This window comes from Galbibacter mesophilus (assembly GCF_023721415.1).
In the GTDB taxonomy this organism is placed as follows: Bacteria; Bacteroidota; Bacteroidia; order Flavobacteriales; family Flavobacteriaceae; genus Galbibacter; species Galbibacter mesophilus.
On sequence record NZ_JAMQVC010000001.1, the window covers coordinates 1,256,870 to 1,272,736 of the forward strand.

At 37.7% G+C, this 15,867-nt stretch carries 17 protein-coding genes; 8 read left to right on the forward strand and 9 right to left on the reverse strand.

Going from position 1 to position 15,867, the window contains the following annotated elements:
• Positions 1-182: 182 nt before the first annotated feature.
• Positions 183-1,895, reverse strand: a complete 1,713-nt coding sequence (locus NDQ75_RS05430) for an FAD/NAD(P)-binding protein (RefSeq protein ID WP_202028378.1) — start codon at positions 1,893-1,895, stop codon at positions 183-185.
• A 78-nt stretch (positions 1,896-1,973) separates the two neighbouring features.
• On the opposite strand from NDQ75_RS05430, the gene NDQ75_RS05435 reads away from it, so the two are divergent.
• Positions 1,974-2,423, forward strand: a complete 450-nt coding sequence (locus NDQ75_RS05435; protein ID WP_202028379.1) for a nucleoside deaminase — start codon at positions 1,974-1,976, stop codon at positions 2,421-2,423.
• Positions 2,424-2,437: 14 nt separating this feature from the next.
• On the opposite strand, the gene NDQ75_RS05440 is transcribed toward NDQ75_RS05435, so the two are convergent.
• From NDQ75_RS05440 to aspS, 5 genes are all read right to left on the reverse strand, one after another.
• On the reverse strand, positions 2,438-2,596 hold the full coding sequence (locus NDQ75_RS05440) for a hypothetical protein (RefSeq protein WP_202028380.1): 159 nt from the start codon (positions 2,594-2,596) through the stop codon (positions 2,438-2,440).
• Positions 2,597-2,694: 98 nt separating this feature from the next.
• Positions 2,695-2,889: a cold-shock protein gene (locus NDQ75_RS05445; RefSeq protein ID WP_202028381.1), complete on the reverse strand. Its 195-nt coding sequence runs from the start codon at positions 2,887-2,889 to the stop codon at positions 2,695-2,697.
• Positions 2,890-2,973: 84 nt separating this feature from the next.
• Complete coding sequence (locus tag NDQ75_RS05450; protein WP_202028382.1) at positions 2,974-3,228, reverse strand: hypothetical protein; 255 nt, start codon at positions 3,226-3,228, stop codon at positions 2,974-2,976.
• A gap of 388 nt (positions 3,229-3,616) precedes the next feature.
• Positions 3,617-5,410, reverse strand: coding sequence for a chloride channel protein (locus NDQ75_RS05455; protein WP_202028383.1), 1,794 nt, complete (start codon positions 5,408-5,410; stop codon positions 3,617-3,619).
• 396 nt (positions 5,411-5,806) lie between these two features.
• Positions 5,807-7,573 (reverse strand): aspartate--tRNA ligase, encoded by a 1,767-nt coding sequence (gene aspS / locus NDQ75_RS05460; protein ID WP_202028384.1) that lies wholly within the window; start codon positions 7,571-7,573, stop codon positions 5,807-5,809.
• Between the two features lie 330 nt (positions 7,574-7,903).
• Here aspS and NDQ75_RS05465 point away from each other — a divergent pair, with 330 nt between their 5' ends.
• The 4 genes from NDQ75_RS05465 (at position 7,904) to nadD (ending at position 10,533) form a co-directional block, all read left to right on the forward strand.
• Entirely contained in the window at positions 7,904-8,260 is a 357-nt protein-coding gene (locus NDQ75_RS05465; protein WP_202028385.1) for a toxin-antitoxin system YwqK family antitoxin, read from the forward strand.
• Between the two features lie 152 nt (positions 8,261-8,412).
• On the forward strand, positions 8,413-9,285 hold the full coding sequence (locus NDQ75_RS05470) for a YicC/YloC family endoribonuclease (protein WP_202028386.1): 873 nt from the start codon (positions 8,413-8,415) through the stop codon (positions 9,283-9,285).
• Between the two features lie 59 nt (positions 9,286-9,344).
• Positions 9,345-9,941: a guanylate kinase gene (gene gmk / locus NDQ75_RS05475; protein WP_202028387.1), complete on the forward strand. Its 597-nt coding sequence runs from the start codon at positions 9,345-9,347 to the stop codon at positions 9,939-9,941.
• 4 nt (positions 9,942-9,945) lie between these two features.
• A complete protein-coding gene (nadD, locus tag NDQ75_RS05480) occupies positions 9,946-10,533 on the forward strand; it encodes a nicotinate (nicotinamide) nucleotide adenylyltransferase (protein WP_202028388.1) in 588 nt (195 codons plus the stop codon).
• 6 nt (positions 10,534-10,539) lie between these two features.
• Here the strand turns inward: nadD and lysM are convergent, their stop codons facing one another.
• Positions 10,540-11,037, reverse strand: a complete 498-nt coding sequence (lysM, locus tag NDQ75_RS05485; protein ID WP_202028389.1) for a peptidoglycan-binding protein LysM — start codon at positions 11,035-11,037, stop codon at positions 10,540-10,542.
• Between the two features lie 410 nt (positions 11,038-11,447).
• On the opposite strand from lysM, the gene NDQ75_RS05490 reads away from it, so the two are divergent.
• Both NDQ75_RS05490 and NDQ75_RS05495 read left to right on the forward strand, forming a co-directional pair.
• Positions 11,448-12,449: an NAD(P)H-dependent glycerol-3-phosphate dehydrogenase gene (locus NDQ75_RS05490; RefSeq protein WP_202028390.1), complete on the forward strand. Its 1,002-nt coding sequence runs from the start codon at positions 11,448-11,450 to the stop codon at positions 12,447-12,449.
• Positions 12,450-12,692: 243 nt separating this feature from the next.
• Positions 12,693-12,857: a hypothetical protein gene (locus NDQ75_RS05495; RefSeq protein WP_202028391.1), complete on the forward strand. Its 165-nt coding sequence runs from the start codon at positions 12,693-12,695 to the stop codon at positions 12,855-12,857.
• 274 nt (positions 12,858-13,131) lie between these two features.
• Here the strand turns inward: NDQ75_RS05495 and NDQ75_RS05505 are convergent, their stop codons facing one another.
• Positions 13,132-14,793 carry a glycerol-3-phosphate dehydrogenase/oxidase gene (locus NDQ75_RS05505; protein WP_202028392.1) on the reverse strand — a complete coding sequence of 554 codons (1,662 nt, stop codon included), beginning with the start codon at positions 14,791-14,793 and terminating at the stop codon, positions 13,132-13,134.
• A gap of 249 nt (positions 14,794-15,042) precedes the next feature.
• The gene (locus NDQ75_RS05510; RefSeq protein ID WP_202028393.1) at positions 15,043-15,213 is read right to left on the reverse strand and encodes a hypothetical protein; all 171 of its coding nucleotides are present in this window, start codon (positions 15,211-15,213) and stop codon (positions 15,043-15,045) included.
• Positions 15,214-15,447: 234 nt separating this feature from the next.
• On the opposite strand from NDQ75_RS05510, the gene NDQ75_RS05515 reads away from it, so the two are divergent.
• A complete protein-coding gene (locus NDQ75_RS05515; protein ID WP_202028394.1) occupies positions 15,448-15,861 on the forward strand; it encodes a hypothetical protein in 414 nt (137 codons plus the stop codon).
• Positions 15,862-15,867: the final 6 nt, after the last annotated feature.

A 15,867-nucleotide genomic window follows, 5' to 3' on the forward strand; every position in this document is an offset into this window, starting at 1 on the left:
TGTTTAGGTATTTTAAAGTTAAAGAAATTGAACTAAAATATCCCTACAGATTAGCAAGCCCTTAACACTTAGCAGGAAAGCTTAACAGAAGATTAGGAAGGTTGAAACAAACGGTCAGTCACTTATCAATAAAACCCTCGCCGAGCAATGGCCATTGTAAAACTCGACTTATGTTTTCCTGTTTACATCCGCCTTGCTGTGGCATCTGCCCATTGTTGTACGCGCTCGCCGAAGCACGCGGAGATAGAATCCACCCCAAGTACACTTCCTTTGGCCAGTCTGCCGAGAACGGAAAGGGGGGGTATTACACCGTTTTCAGGGGTGAGCACGCTTGCTTCTTCGGTTGTAGCGATACCGAGCTTTGTATGCACAGGTGCAATCAATTCGTTGCACAAAAGGTTCTTCACCAATGGTGAGGTTACTTTTAGCAGTTGAGGTGCATCCAGCACACAATTAATTAGAGTCGAAACGGTTATGGTTTTGCTTTCTTTTTTGAGTTTCCATCCTTCGGGAATGGTTGAAATATCTGGGTTGTCGACAAAATGAAGCGTTACAACTTTCGCTTGAATGAGCGCCCATAATTGTTGCATGCTTTCAACGGGCGGACCAAAAGAATAGCGCTTCATCCTACCATGAAGTTTAAATGCCTTTACCAAGATATCTTCTTCTAAGTTGGTGTAAGAGAACGCATCGAAAATAGGGTAATGGCAGTGCCGCCAAACCTGCCCCACGCAGTAATCCAACGATATTTCGCCTTTGCCCGTTGCCATTTTTAGGTAATCTTGAATGCTTTTTTTAGTATTGTTTTCAGCATCATAAAGCAATGGGTGTGAATAATCTTCATCATCAAGCCAAGCCAGTATTACCTTTCTAATTTCTTCGGAAGAATAGGATTGTTCTTTCGGAAGCAGATTCTTTATATAGACTCCTGAAGCTACTTCGGCAACCGCCTCCTTAAAAAAATCGATATTATCTACTGCGGCATTGCCGAAAGTTATCTCCGTCAATGCGGAAGAAAACGTTTGTAGTTGTGCTTTGGAAGGTTTAAACTGTTCGTCCAGTTTTTTGGTAAGGGGTTTCGGAATGGGCGGTTTTCCATCCAACGAAAAGGGAATTATTTTTTTAGGACTTTCTTCACTTGGATGATATACGCCCTCCAGTGTTTCTTCGTTCACAATCTCAAACCTTCCTCCTTTTTCCAGCGTAAGTGCTCGCATTACATCAATCATAGCGAGTCCGAATCCTCTTAGGGCCACTTGAGAACTTCCATCAATGACTTCTGAAGCTAAAAAAGATTCTACGGGATACGGTTTTTCGGCCAACAGCACTGCTTTGTTTCCTTTCGCATGATCCATCCATTCGTTGAGCTCTTCAGAATTTTCCGTTGGTTGATGGCCAATGGTTAGTAATACCTCATTAAAAAAATAATGATGTTGCTTTGTGTCTTCCAAATGAAACCTATCGCCTTCTTTATCAATTCGAGAAATTTCTGTACTTATCAATTCCAGAAGGCCATTTTTTAGTAGTGGTGCACTTAAAGTTTCAAAGCGTTCTTTAAAATACCTTCCTATTTTGTTACGTGGTGGGAAAAAATCAGGCTTGTTGGATTTATGATTCGTGTTTGCCCATTCACGATAGGAAGGAAAATGCGGTATCGTAGTATTGCGATATAAAAATTCTTTGCGTCCGTCTAATGTTTCCAGGTCTCTTTCGGAAATATTCAACCAATTAACATCAGGTTGGTTCAATCGCCACACCTCGCCGGCACCGAGATGTTCAGCATTATCAAATAAGGTAATCTCCACCTCTTTTTGTTGATTACTGATGGAAACCAACAAGCTCTCTAAAGCTGAAAGACCCCGAGGTCCTACACCAACAATGGCAATTTTTTTCACGGATAGTAATTAGAAGGATTATAACACGAAGTTAGGTATTTCTAGTAAATGAAAGCGAGCTATTTGTACCTTTGTAGTATGATACAACCCTTTGATGACGCTTATTTTATGAAAAAAGCCTTGCAGGAAGCGGAGGAAGCTTACCGAAAAGGCGAAATACCAGTTGGGGCGGTAGTTGTAGTAGACAACAGAATAATTGCCCGAACCCACAACCTTACCGAAACCCTACACGATGTTACGGCACATGCCGAAATGCAGGCCATTACCGCAGCGGCAAACTTTTTAGGCGGAAAATATTTAACGGGTTGTACGCTCTACGTCACCTTGGAGCCCTGCCAAATGTGCGCCGGAGCGTTGTATTGGAGTCAGATTAGTAAAATTGTGTACGGGGCTGCCGATGAGCAACGTGGATTTAAGGCTATGGGAACTCAGCTACACCCGAAGACAGAAGTAGTTTCGGGAATTATGGCCGATGAAGCTGCCAATTTGCTAAAACGCTTTTTTATTGAAAAGAGAAATCTTAATTAGGAAAGTTTCAATAACTAATCCCTCGTTTTGTATTTATAGATTAGGAATATGAGTCCGATTACAAAGCCAATCGCTAAAAGAATATAGCCGATCATTTTTAGTGCAAAAACGAAAAGCATTAGGAGTCCGGCGAGAGTGCAGAGTAGGCCTAGAAAGAAAATGGTAGATTTCATTTGTGTAATTTTAAATGAAAAATACGATTTAAAATGTGTCCAAACAAAAAAAGTCGCCCAAATTGGACGACTTTGTAACCTACAAAAATAAAATATCTTTAGCCGATTACTTGCACTTGGGCAGCAACCATACCTTTTCTTCCTTCTTCTTCTTCGTATTCTACTTTGTCACCTTCGTTTAGCTCAACACCTTTAAGTTCAGTTACGTGAACAAAAATGTCTTTGCCTGTTTCGTCGTTGGTAATGAATCCATAACCTTTTGATTCATTGAAAAATTTTACTGTACCAGTCATTATAAAATGTAATAAAAATTAAAGTACCAAATGTAGGAATTAAATTGGGAGTGCAAATAAAATTTAGGTAAAATCTTTTAAAAATTATTGATTTTCAGTGTTTTCCCCCTTTTTATCATTCATTTTATCAAGATTTTCTTTCGTCATCATATAATCTTGAATGTTTTTACCTTTTGAACGAGAATAGATGAAAAGTGGAATGAACACAAATGCAGATACAATTACCGCAATACCTACAATCTTATCGCCTGTAACATGGTCTTCTTGCCATTTAAAATAATAGCCAATAACAAAGGCAATGAGAATAGCGATAAATAGTATTTGAACAATTCTTTTCATTTGAAATTTTTTAATAATTACTATTCTGAGGATATTGTTTTTGAAACCAAATTTGTCCTAAATATCATATGTTCATTTTTTCCATTGATGAAAAAACGAACCAAAAAAATCTAGGCTTGCTATAAAAATATAAGAAAATGCTACGGAACCCCCAGCCACTGATAAAAATAACTCGCCCTTCCTGCGGTCGGCCTCAAACAGATTTTTATCATTTACCCCTGCTGCTTCCTTGATTTTCAATATTTTTCTAGTCAGGCCAAAAAAAAATAAATGTCATAAAAATCTCCAAAATTATCATCCATTAAACGAAAGTAATAGGTTATCTAAAACGTTTAGGATGCTATTTTTTTTGAAACATTGAATTTCAAAGTTAAATTAAATTTGAAAACTATTTGGTGAACGAAATTAACTTTCTTCTGTAGGCGGTGAGTAACTTGGATTTCGAAACAAAACCGTAATACTTGCCATCGCGGACTACAGGTAAGTTCCACGCCCCGCTATCCTGAAACTTTTTCATTACTTGGGTCATTTTATCGGTTTGCATTTTTATAACCGCTGGTGGGTTTTGCATAACGTCGGAAGCTTTTATCTCTTCATATAAACTTTGGTCGAACATAATGGAGCGAATGTCATCCAACAAAATAACGCCTTCCAAATAGTTGGTTTTTCGGTTTAGAACAGGGAAAATGTTGCGGTTGGATTTAACAACGGCATTGTGTACAATATCGCCCAAGTTCATATCTGGATAAAGCGGCACAAAATTGCGCTCTATAACAGTACTAATGTCCATAAGCGTTAATACAGCTTGGTCTTTATCATGCGTAATCAATTCTCCTTTGTTAGCCAGTTCCATGGTATAGACCGAATGCGGAATAAAATATTTTGTAATGGCAAAAGAGATGGTCGCCGTAATCATTAAAGGGATAAATAGTTCGTAACCCCCAGTAAGTTCGGCAATTAAGAAAATAGCGGTTAAAGGTGCATGTAAAACACCTGCCATCAAGCCTGTCATTCCCACCAAGGTAAAATTACTTTCAGAAACAGGATGATTGAGAATTCCTATATTATTGAGTACTTTGGCCAAGCAGTTGCCCATGATACTTCCCATAAAAAGGGTAGGAGCGAAAATACCTCCAACGCCACCGGCACCAAATGTAATCGCGCTGGCCACAATTTTAAAAAGTACCAATCCCGTAAGCAATCCTACTACTACCCATACATTATCTAAATCGATATTGAAAAAATTATTTTTAAGAGCTTCTTTCGGATTTCCTTGAACTAAGTGGTTAATTACTTCGTATCCTTCACCGTACAATGGTGGTATAAAAAAAACAATGATACCTATGAGTACCCCACCAATGATTAATTTTTTTACAGGCGAACTGATTTTCTCAAAAAAAGCATGAATGCTTCCGTATACTTTGGTGAAATAAATAGAGGTAAAGCCTGCTACGGAACCTAATAAAATATAAAAGGGAACATCGTTCAACGTAAAACCTTCCTCTAATTTGAAGGGGAGTAAAATATCACTTCCGAAGAAAAAATAAGAAGTAATTACACCGGAAAGTGATGCCAACAGCAACGGTAATAGTGATGCCAGTGTAAGGTCCAGGCTAAAGACTTCCACCGCAAAAATAATGGCTGCAATGGGGGCTTTGAAAATTGAAGACATCGCGCCTGCGGCTGCAGCTCCAATGAGTAAGGTTCTAGTGGCTTGGTTCATGTGAAACAAGCGTGAAATATTCGAACTAATTGCCGCTCCTGTAGCCACTGTAGGCCCCTCGAGTCCGACAGAACCTCCAAAACCAACTGTGAATGGTGCAGTTAATATACTTCCCACCATTTGAAACCGTCGCATGATTCCTTTTCGTTTGGAAATGGCAAACAAAGTTGAAGGAATCCCGTGGTTTACCTTATGGCGTACTACATACTTCATTATAAAAAAAGTAAGCGTGAGTCCGATTAGCGGATATACAAAATAAAAAGCATGGTGATATTCCTGAACCAGTTTACCTTCCAGTAAATGCTGAATTAAGTGCGTTAGGTTTTTTAGAATAACCGCACCTATTCCTGAGGTGAAACCAACAAGAATACTTAGGATGTAAACAAATTGACGCTGCGAAATATGTTTGGCGCGCCAAATGAGTATACGTGTATATAAACTCTTTTTAGAATGTGGCATTCTTTATGGTTTATAATACCATTTCAAATCAGAATTGGTATAAGTCGTTATCATGAAATATGATAGTTAAACAATTGTGCCTTTCAGATTATACGTTCATTTTTTCCATCGATGAAAAAACGAACCAAAAAAATCTAGGCTTGCTATAAAAATATAAGAAAATACTACGGAACCCCCAGCCACTGATAAAAATAACTCGTCCTTCCTTCGGTCGTCCTCAAACAGATTTTTATCATTTAACCGCGCTGCTTCCTTGATTTTCAATATTTTTCTAGACAGGCCGAAACAACCTTCGACAGTCTAAAAACAATTTGACGCGATTTATTGTTAAATATAATAAACTTTTACAACGCGCCCCGAATTCTTTAGAGGCGGCGTTATAAAAGTTTATATTTCTTAACTATTCTTAGTGTTTTCCAAACTAAGTTTTATGTGAAGTTCTTTTAATTGTTCGTTATCAATTTTAGCTGGCGCATCTATCATAACGTCACGGCCGGCATTGTTTTTAGGAAAAGCAATAAAATCACGTATCGTTTCTTGTCCGCCAAGGATAGCGACCAATCTATCAAAACCAAAAGCTAATCCGCCGTGAGGGGGCGCACCATATTGAAATGCATCCATTAAGAAACCAAATTGCGCTTTTGCTTCCTCATCAGTGAAGCCTAAGTGTTTAAACATAAGCGCCTGAAGGTCTTTGTCGAAAATCCTAATAGAACCCCCGCCAATTTCGTTTCCGTTGAGTACCAAATCGTATGCATTCGCCCTTACTTTGCCAGGGTCGGTATCCAAAAGTTTGATGTCTTCTGGTTTTGGAGACGTGAACGGGTGGTGCATCGCGTGGTAACGCTCTGTTTCTTCGTCCCACTCCAACAATGGGAAATCCAATATCCAAAGTGGTGCAAATTCATCTGCTTTTCGAAGTCCTAGTCGCTCTGCCATTTCCATTCTCAACGCGCTTAACTGACTTCTAGTTTTATCTGTAGGTCCAGAAAGCACGCAGATTAAATCACCAGCCTTTGCTCCGGTGGCTTCAGCCCATTTTTTAAGGTCTTCTTCATCATAAAATTTATCTACGGAAGATTTAAAAGTTCCGTCTTCATTGCATTTTACGTACACCATTCCCAACGCACCTACTTGAGGACGTTTTACCCAATCTATTAATTTATCGATTTCTTTTCGGGTGTAGGATGCGGCACCTGGCACAGCGATTCCTACCACCAATTCAGCGTCATTGAAGACTTTAAAATCTTTGTGTTGTGCAACGGCGTTTAGTTCTCCAAACTCCATTCCGAAGCGAATATCCGGTTTGTCGTTTCCATATTTGCGCATGGCATCGTCGTAAGACATTCTTGGGAAAGCATCAATTTCAACCCCTTTTACCTTTTTCAGTAAATGGCGCGTTAATCCTTCAAAAACATTTAAAATGTCTTCTTGCTCCACAAATGCCATTTCGCAGTCAATTTGCGTAAACTCAGGCTGTCTGTCGGCTCTAAGGTCTTCATCCCTGAAGCATTTCACAATTTGGAAATACTTATCCATACCACCCACCATGAGCAATTGCTTAAAAGTTTGAGGTGATTGCGGAAGAGCGTAAAACTGACCTTCATTCATTCTAGAAGGCACTACAAAATCGCGGGCACCTTCCGGAGTAGATTTAATCAGGTACGGAGTCTCCACTTCAATGAATCCTTCAGAAGAAAGATAATTTCTCACTTCCATGGCTACTTTGTGGCGGAAAATAAGACTATTTCTAACAGGATTTCTACGAATGTCGAGATAACGGTATTTCATTCTAAGGTCATCACCACCGTCGGTTTCGTTTTCAATGGTAAAAGGAGGGGTTTTTGATTCGTTGAGCACCTCAATGCTTTTTACCAAAACTTCAATATCTCCCGTTGGGATATTCGGGTTTTTAGATTCACGTTCAATTACCGTCCCTTTAATCTGAACAACAAATTCGCGACCTAGTTTTTGCGCGGCTACAAGCACCTCTTTCGGGGTACGCTCCTCGTCAAAAATCAATTGCGTAATCCCATAACGGTCCCGCAGGTCTACCCAAACCATAAATCCTTTATCCCTTACTTTCTGCACCCATCCGGAGAGGGTAACCTCATTGTTTATGTGTTCGCTGCGCAATTCGCCGCAAGTATGACTTCTATACATGAATTCTTATCATTTAATAAGCTGCAAAGGTAATAAGATACGGTAGGGAAAAGAAATTTTTTCAATTGTAAATCGCTCTGAAAAAATGGATATGGCAGAAAAGGGAAAAATGATATTCTTTGATGGAAATTAGAGATGATTTTTAGTTAAAATTCGGTTTCCAATGTTAAATTTTACATTGGCTTAATATTGTAAATATCTAAAAATCAACGTAAAAAGATTCCAATGTTAATTTAATGTTACGTAAACGTTTTCTAAATGTAAATTATTTGTGTATATTTGTTATGATAACGTAAAGTAATAAAAATAATTCTTAAAAAATATAAAGTCATGAAAAAGATTGTACTAATATTCGCAGTGATGTTTTCCTTAACTATGGTTGCACAAAACGCTTCCCCAAAACCAGTTTTGGAAAGAGATGGAGATATGGTAAAAGCTACTTATTTCCATGATAACGGAGCAATTGCTCAAACAGGATTTTATTTAGACGGAAAGTTACACGGGGAATGGAAAGCTTTTAACGAAGAAGGTAAAAAGATTGCCATAGCTAAATATGAAAACGGAAAGAAAACTGGAAAATGGTTTTTTTGGGGTGATAAAAGCTTAAACGAGGTTAATTATCAAGATAACAGCATTGCCGATGTAACAACTTGGACCAATGACAACCCTGTTGTTGTGGTAGACTAACTAAAAATAACATTTATATGTTCTTAAAACCGCGCTTTTAGCGTGGTTTTTTGTTTTTTAACCAAAAATCTATTCATTAGCCGCTTCTAAGGGGACGTAAGTTTTTAATAGTTATAGTATTTCGTACTTTTGCCTATCTATAAAACTAAAGCATGATAAAGTCAATGACTGGTTATGGGAAGAATGTAATTCAACTTCCTTCTAAAAAAATTACCGTAGAATTAAAATCGCTCAATAGTAAAAACTTAGACCTCAATGCAAGAATTCCATCTTCGTATAGGGAAAAGGAAATAGAGTTGAGGAACTTAATAGCCAATAGCCTTGAAAGAGGGAAAGTTGACTTTAGTTTGTATGTAGAGATTACGGGAGAAGCTACAAATACACAAGTGAATACCAGTGTGGTTAGGGATTATGTGGAGCAATTGCGAAATGTAAATCCTTCAAAATTTTCTGATAAAGATGATATTGAACTTTTAAAAATGGCCGTTCGTATGCCCGATGCTTTAAAAGCAGAGCGCGATGAGATAGATGAAGAGGAATATAAAGCCATTAAAAATGCTTTGGAAGAAGCCTTAAAAGAAATTAATGTTTTTAGGGCTCATGAAGGGGCTGTGCTGGAAAAAGACTTCGTTGGAAGAATTGAAAATATTCTTTCGCTGCTGAAAAAAGTAGAAGCTATAGACCCGGAAAGGTTGGCAGCAGTTCGTGAACGTCTGGAAAAGGCGGTATCTGACCTCAAGGAAAATGTAGATGAAAACCGTTTTGAACAGGAATTGATCTACTATCTTGAAAAATTTGATATCACTGAAGAAAAAGTGCGTTTGGCCAATCACTTGGATTACTTTTTAAAAACGTTGAATTCAGACGATTCCAATGGAAAGAAATTAGGCTTTATCAGTCAGGAAATCGGTAGGGAAATCAATACCATCGGCTCGAAGGCAAATTATGCACCCATGCAGCAGTTGGTCGTGCAAATGAAAGATGAGCTTGAAAAAATTAAAGAACAAATGCTCAATGTGCTTTAATCGTTTGTATTTCGATTAATGCTATTTTCAATGAGTGCTATTCAGATAAAATAAAATACATGTCAGGTAATAATTCAGGAAAAGGAGGGAAGTTAATTATTTTTTCTGCTCCTTCCGGAAGCGGTAAAACAACTATTGTAAGACATTTACTCAACTACCCAGAGTTGAATTTGGAATTTTCCATTTCCGCTACTTCCCGTGAGCCCAGAGGAGACGAAAAAGACGGTGAGAATTACTATTTTCTATCCGCACGCCAGTTTAAAGATCACATAAAAAATGATGATTTTTTGGAGTGGGAAGAGGTGTACCGCGATAATTTCTACGGAACGTTAAAAACAGAAGTGGAACGCATTTGGGCATTGGGAAAAAATGTAATTTTTGATATTGATGTGGCTGGCGGATTACGAATAAAAAAGAAGTTTCCAGAACAAACATTGGCAGTTTTTGTAAAACCGCCAAGTGTAGACGAATTGAAAATTAGGCTCAAGAAACGAAAAACAGAAAGCGACGATAAGATTAATATGCGTATTGCTAAAGCGTCGGTGGAATTGGCGACAGCTCCGCAGTTTGATGAAATCATTAAAAACTACGATTTGGATACGGCCAAACAAGAAGCCTATGATTTGGTAGCTGGTTTTATCGGGTTGAAAAATTAATGATATGAAAAAAAAGGTTGGACTTTACTTCGGGACATTCAACCCTATTCATGTTGGGCACCTGGCCATTGCCAACCATATGGTAGAGTTTACAGGGCTGGATGAGGTCTGGCTAGTGGTAACGCCCCACAATCCGTTAAAGAAAAAAAGTACACTTTTAGACAACCACCACCGGTTGGAAATGGTGTATAAAGCTACCGAAGGTTATATGAAATTAAAACCAAGCGATATTGAATTTGGTTTACCACAACCCAACTATACGGTAAATACGCTCGTGCACTTAAAGGAGAAGTTTCCCGATTATCATTTTTCTTTAATCATGGGGGAAGATAACCTAAGGAATTTCCAAAAATGGAAAAACCACGAAATTATTTTAGCTAAAAACAATATTTACGTTTATCCAAGGTTTGAAAAAAATAGCACTAAGAAAAGTGCTTTTGAAGACCATCCTAAAATAACAAAAGTGGACGCCCCAATTATGGAGATATCATCCACTTTTATACGTAATGCTATTGCTGAAGGGAAAAACATTCAGCCTTTGCTCCACTCAGAAGTGTGGAAATACATTGATTTGATGAATTTCTACAAATAATAGTTACTATTCTTCGGCATGCGGGATACGCAGAACTTGTCCGGGATATATTTTATCTGGGTCTTTAAGCATGGGTTTGTTTGCTTCAAAAATTACAGGATATTTCATCGCGTTTCCATAAAATTTCTTAGCAATCTTTCCTAAAGTATCCCCACTTACAACGGTGTGGAACTGAGCTTCTGGTTCTTTGTTTTCCACTTCCATTTGGTCGTCTACTACTGCAATACCTGCACTGTTACCAACTACCAATACCACTTTTTCTTTGGTGCTTTGGTCGTATGCTTTACCACTTACTTTGGCGGTGTCTCCAGTAATTTCTATTTGCAATCCTTCCACTTTCAGGCCTAAATCGTGAATGGTTTCCGTTAAACTAGCAGCTGCTTTTTCGTTCGCCGCTTTTATGGCTGCTTGTTTATCTGCTGCCGCTTCGGCTGCTTCCTCTGCTGATGTCTTTCCGCCGAATATTTTAGCGCCGGCATCTTTAATAAATGAAAATAATCCCATGTTTCTGTTTTTTTAATTATTGATTTAATTTTCCTTTTAAGGTAAGAAAATTATAGCAGTTTAGCAATGAGGAGGGAGGGTTAAAGTTTTATAAAAAGATTGTAACGATAATGTTTGGTAGAGAGTTTTAGTGCGTATTTAAATACTTTATCAAAAAAGGTCGCTAACCCTATAAGTCAACGACCTTTATAAATAACCAACCAAAAAAATCAACTAACCTAACTTGATTTTAACTATAACTATAACGCACTGTTTTCAGTTCTCATTGTTTTCAGAATCATAATCTATTGTTAAACCTGGTTTTTCAGAAGAAAAAAACCAAATTATTATATTAATATGCTGTTATTCAAATGGTAAGGTCTTGATTTAAAATTTAGTTACTTTTGGCCTGCAAAATGAACTACAAACGAATGGAAAAGTCTTTAAAAGTTGCAGTTTTAGGAGGAGGAAGTTGGGCAACCGCATTGGTGAAAATGCTGAGTGAAAATTTAGATGAAATCGGTTGGTACATGAGAAACCAAGCTGCGATTGACCATATTTTAACCGCTCAACACAACCCGAATTATTTGAGTTCAGTAGAGTTTCATACCGAAAAGTTGAAACTTAGTAACGATATCAATGAAATCGTTACGTATGCCGACTATTTAATATTCGCCATACCTTCTGCTTTTTTGCACGACGAGTTGAGCCGTTTAACAGCCTCTTTAGATAAAAAGGTAGTTTTCTCGGCTATTAAAGGGATTGTTCCAGAAAGCGGACTCATAGTTGGGGAGCACTTTCACGATTTGTACGATGTTCCTTTTGATAGAATAGGTGTTATTACAGGGCCATGCCATGCCGAGGAGGTGGCTCTTGAACGACTTTCCTACCTCACTGTAGCCTCCTCCGATGAAGAAAAAGCGGTTATTTTAGCTGAAAAACTTGCCGGTCCGTACATTAAAACCAAGATAAGCGATGATATTATCGGTACAGAATACGCGGCTGTACTTAAAAACATTTATGCTATTGCTGCTGGAATTGCTCACGGTTTGGGATATGGAGATAATTTTCAGTCGGTGCTAATGAGTAATGCTATTCGTGAAATGAAACGGTTTATAAAGCGTATTCACAAGATGAAGCGTAACATAAACGATTCTGCATATTTGGGGGATTTGTTGGTAACGGGTTATTCCATTTTCAGTAGAAATAGAATGTTTGGAAATATGATTGGTAAAGGGTATACTGTAAAAAGCGCCATGATGGAAATGAATATGGTTGCTGAAGGATATTACGCTACTAAAAGTGCTGCCAAGATGATAGCCAAACAAAAACGAAAATCCAAAACGCCCATTATCGACGCGGTTAATGCCGTTTTATATGAAGGAAAAGACCCTAAAAAAACATTTTTAAAACTTACAGAGAAGTTGGATTAGGGAGTAACCTACCAAATGTTTCAAGTTTTTTTCAGTATACTTTTAAGGAAAGAGAAAGTGTTGAATTTTTCTTTCCCATTCTTCTTATGCCTTGATTGCCTCTATCGAGGTTTCTTGAGTAATGAAGTCCTTTTAACTACTTCTTTAAAGGTTTCAATTTATGTGGTTTTTTATTGTAAAAAAAATTTATATTTGATAAAAAATTAACAAAATTTTCTTTTTAACTTTTTTAAATCTATTAAAATGAAAAAAATATTCTTTTTGATATTGCTCGCTACGATAAACGCAGGTTTTATTTCTTGTTCTACGGAAGATGTGTCAGAAACAGAGGCACTATACAACCATCAAGCCAATGATGAAGACGGCCATACAGGAGGGGACCCCGACGACCCCGATCCAGTAAACTGAAAATGCATTTATAATTCTTACATTTGAGGAATGAAAACCAACCCACTTTCATTCCTCATTTTTTTTGCTTGTTTTTGTATACTTATATCGTGTCAGGTAGAAACGAAAACTAAACAAAAGGATATAGACACTACCAATAATACCGACTCATTCTACTTAGAAGCCAATGCACAAAAGACCAATCCAAAACGCCTATTATCGACGCGGTTAATGCCGTTTTATATGAAGGAAAAGACCCTAAAAAAACATTTTTAAAACTTACAGAGAAGTTGGATTAGGAGGATTGTTCCACCACCCCATGCCTGCCAATTTCCTCTAAAATGCGTTGCATCCAAAAGGAATAGTCCTCTTCTTTTAACTGAAAGACGGTTTGGTATTCTTTTACAATCATGGGTGAGTATTTTTTTACGCTATCTATATCAAAATACATACGTCCTGTCCGTCTGATAAAAAAGTCAAGCGGATTCTGAAGCAGTTCGTATTTTATTGTAAAATGGAATTCTGCTTTTAGTAATCTTGCCATAGCGTCGTCATCTTCAAAATGGTTGAAGAGGTCTAAAATGATATCCATTTGTTTTCCGTAGGTTGTGGTTAAATACCAAGCGTCGCGTTTTGTAAATCCATCACTATCAAGAGATGTGAATATTTGGTCAGAATACGCTTTTACTTCAGCAAAACTTTCCCAAGGGCCACCACAAAGCGGAATCTCATGGGTTTTACTATTACCAAACGTTAGATTTTCTTTTGTATTTAACTTCTTTACAGCTCTATCTAACACACGCTCCGCCATTTTGCGGTAACCCGTCAGTTTTCCACCGGCAATGCTTAATAGTCCGCTTTCAGATTCAAAAATTTCGTCTTTTCTAGATAGTTCGGTAGCCGATTTTCCTTCTTCGTGAATCAATGGTCGTAACCCCGCCCAAGAAGACTGAATATCGTTGAGCGTTAGGTTAAGCGTCGGGAACATATAGTTTACTGCTTTAATAAGGTAAAAAGCATCGGTAGGATTGGTATACACGTCATTTTTATCATCCGGATAAGGGGTGTCGGTAGTTCCCACATAGGTGATTTTACCCCTCGGAATGGCAAATATCATTCTCCCATCTGGAGCATCGAAGTAAACCGATTGCCGTACCGGAATTTTCTCATGGGCAAACACCAAATGAACCCCTTTGGTAAGAAACAAATTATGTCCGTTTTTACTCTTGTTTACCGTTCTAATATCATCCACCCAAGGCCCAGTAGCGTTAATAATATATTTGGCTTTAATGGTGTAGCTTTCACGACTCAGTATATCTTCCACTTTTACGCCTTTTACCAGTCCATTTTCATATAAAAAATTGGTCGCCTTGATGTAATTAAGCGCAGTAGCTTCGTAGTTTAAGGCTGTTTTTATGTTTTCCAATGTAAGTCGGGCGTCGTCGGTTCTGTATTCCGCATAATATCCAGCGCCTTTTAAAATTTTTTCCGGCAGTAGTGGTTCCAATGCCAACGTCTCTTCTTTGTCCAACATTTTCCGTTGGTCTTCGCCATCTACCTGCGCCAAAAGGTCGTAAATTTTTAACCCAATGGAGGTAAGCCATTTCCCATAAGAACCTTTTTCAATAAGCGGCAGCAACATTTTCTCCGGAAGTACTAAATGCGGAGCCAAGTTGTGTACAATCGCCCGTTCAGTGCCCACTTCTTTTACCAGGCCGAAATCAAATTGCTTTAAATACCGCAGTCCGCCATGAATAAGTTTGGTGGATTTACTGCTGGTGCCCGAGGCAAAATCTCCTTTTTCTACCAGGGCAACTTTTAAGCCGCGGGAAGCGGCATCCAATAAAATCCCCGCACCGGTAATACCGCCGCCAATCACCACCAAGTCATACTCCGTTTTTTTTAATGCTGAAGTAATTTCAGGTCTGTTGAGGTTAGAAAATTCTTTAAGTTCCATTAGCTGAAGTTTCTACTTCGGAAGATACAATTTTAACTGAAGCTTTCCCTTTCCTTTCTAAAAATCTGATGCTCGCTCCTGTAGGTTTTTCAAAACTCTGTAGGTTTTTGAAAGTTTTAAAATATCTGTAAGGCGAAAAAAATCTTGGAGGTACCCCAGTTCATATTTGATAATATAAAAGAAATAGAATTAAAATAATATTACAACAAACTCTATATAAGGTAAGAAAACAATTTCATCATTTTATGGTCAATTAGTGATATAGAAAATCGCTTTTCCCAAAAAATATCCTGCCACCCCAATAGTTGCAAGCATAGCAATTATGACTAATATTGTTTTGACCGTTTTATTAACACCTTTTTGTGTTCCAATCAAAGCAAGAATTATGATGATGGTATTTGTAAATAATAAAATTTCCATACATTATATACTGAAGTTTCTATTTGGGAAGATACAATTTTAACTGAAGCTTTCCCTTTCCTTTCTAAAAATCTGATGCTCCCTTCTGTAGGGTTTCCAAAAAGACCTTGTAGGATGCTAGTTCTTACTCGGCAAGTCGTCGTTCAAAGCGTATAGATAAATATTCCGGTCAGGGAAAAGTATATTCTTGTTAGGGAAATCTATATTCTTGTCAGGGCAATCTATATTCTTTCCATGGAAAAGTATATTCTTGTCAGGGAGCTATATATTATTTTGATGGGACTTTATATCCTTGTCAGGGAAAAGTATATTCTTGTTAGGGAAATCTATATTCTTGTCAGGGAACTATATATTCTTCCGATGGAACTTTATATTCTTTCAACAAGGTTTTATATTCTCGTAGTTGGACTGTATATTTTAACGATTGCACTGTATATTCTTGCAGTTGTACTTTATATTATCGGGATTGCACTATATATTCTTCCCGTTGCACTCTATATTCTTGTAGTTGCACTATATATTATGTCAATTGGACTGTATATTCTTGCTGTTGTACTTTATATTTTCCTCGTTGCACTCAATATTCTGGTTATTGCACTTTATAAGCTAACCTTTCTAAGTTCTGTAATGATGGGTTGGAGGCCATAAATCGCT

What these genes read in the sequence shown, in the direction of transcription:
- NDQ75_RS05515 (WP_202028394.1), top strand. Translation starts at nt 15,448, where the DNA reads ATGGAAAAGTATATTCTTGTCAGGGAGCTATATATTATTTTGATGGGA.
- NDQ75_RS05450 (WP_202028382.1), bottom strand. Translation starts at nt 3,228, where the DNA reads ATGAAAAGAATTGTTCAAATACTATTTATCGCTATTCTCATTGCCTTT.
- NDQ75_RS05455 (WP_202028383.1), bottom strand. Translation starts at nt 5,410, where the DNA reads ATGCCACATTCTAAAAAGAGTTTATATACACGTATACTCATTTGGCGC.
- NDQ75_RS05510 (WP_202028393.1), bottom strand. Translation starts at nt 15,213, where the DNA reads ATGGAAATTTTATTATTTACAAATACCATCATCATAATTCTTGCTTTG.
- NDQ75_RS05465 (WP_202028385.1), top strand. Translation starts at nt 7,904, where the DNA reads ATGAAAAAGATTGTACTAATATTCGCAGTGATGTTTTCCTTAACTATG.
- nadD (WP_202028388.1), top strand. Translation starts at nt 9,946, where the DNA reads ATGAAAAAAAAGGTTGGACTTTACTTCGGGACATTCAACCCTATTCAT.
- NDQ75_RS05490 (WP_202028390.1), top strand. Translation starts at nt 11,448, where the DNA reads ATGGAAAAGTCTTTAAAAGTTGCAGTTTTAGGAGGAGGAAGTTGGGCA.
- NDQ75_RS05440 (WP_202028380.1), bottom strand. Translation starts at nt 2,596, where the DNA reads ATGAAATCTACCATTTTCTTTCTAGGCCTACTCTGCACTCTCGCCGGA.
- NDQ75_RS05495 (WP_202028391.1), top strand. Translation starts at nt 12,693, where the DNA reads ATGAAAAAAATATTCTTTTTGATATTGCTCGCTACGATAAACGCAGGT.
- NDQ75_RS05435 (WP_202028379.1), top strand. Translation starts at nt 1,974, where the DNA reads ATGATACAACCCTTTGATGACGCTTATTTTATGAAAAAAGCCTTGCAG.
- lysM (WP_202028389.1), bottom strand. Translation starts at nt 11,037, where the DNA reads ATGGGATTATTTTCATTTATTAAAGATGCCGGCGCTAAAATATTCGGC.
- NDQ75_RS05445 (WP_202028381.1), bottom strand. Translation starts at nt 2,889, where the DNA reads ATGACTGGTACAGTAAAATTTTTCAATGAATCAAAAGGTTATGGATTC.
- NDQ75_RS05505 (WP_202028392.1), bottom strand. Translation starts at nt 14,793, where the DNA reads ATGGAACTTAAAGAATTTTCTAACCTCAACAGACCTGAAATTACTTCA.
- NDQ75_RS05470 (WP_202028386.1), top strand. Translation starts at nt 8,413, where the DNA reads ATGATAAAGTCAATGACTGGTTATGGGAAGAATGTAATTCAACTTCCT.
- gmk (WP_202028387.1), top strand. Translation starts at nt 9,345, where the DNA reads ATGTCAGGTAATAATTCAGGAAAAGGAGGGAAGTTAATTATTTTTTCT.
- aspS (WP_202028384.1), bottom strand. Translation starts at nt 7,573, where the DNA reads ATGTATAGAAGTCATACTTGCGGCGAATTGCGCAGCGAACACATAAAC.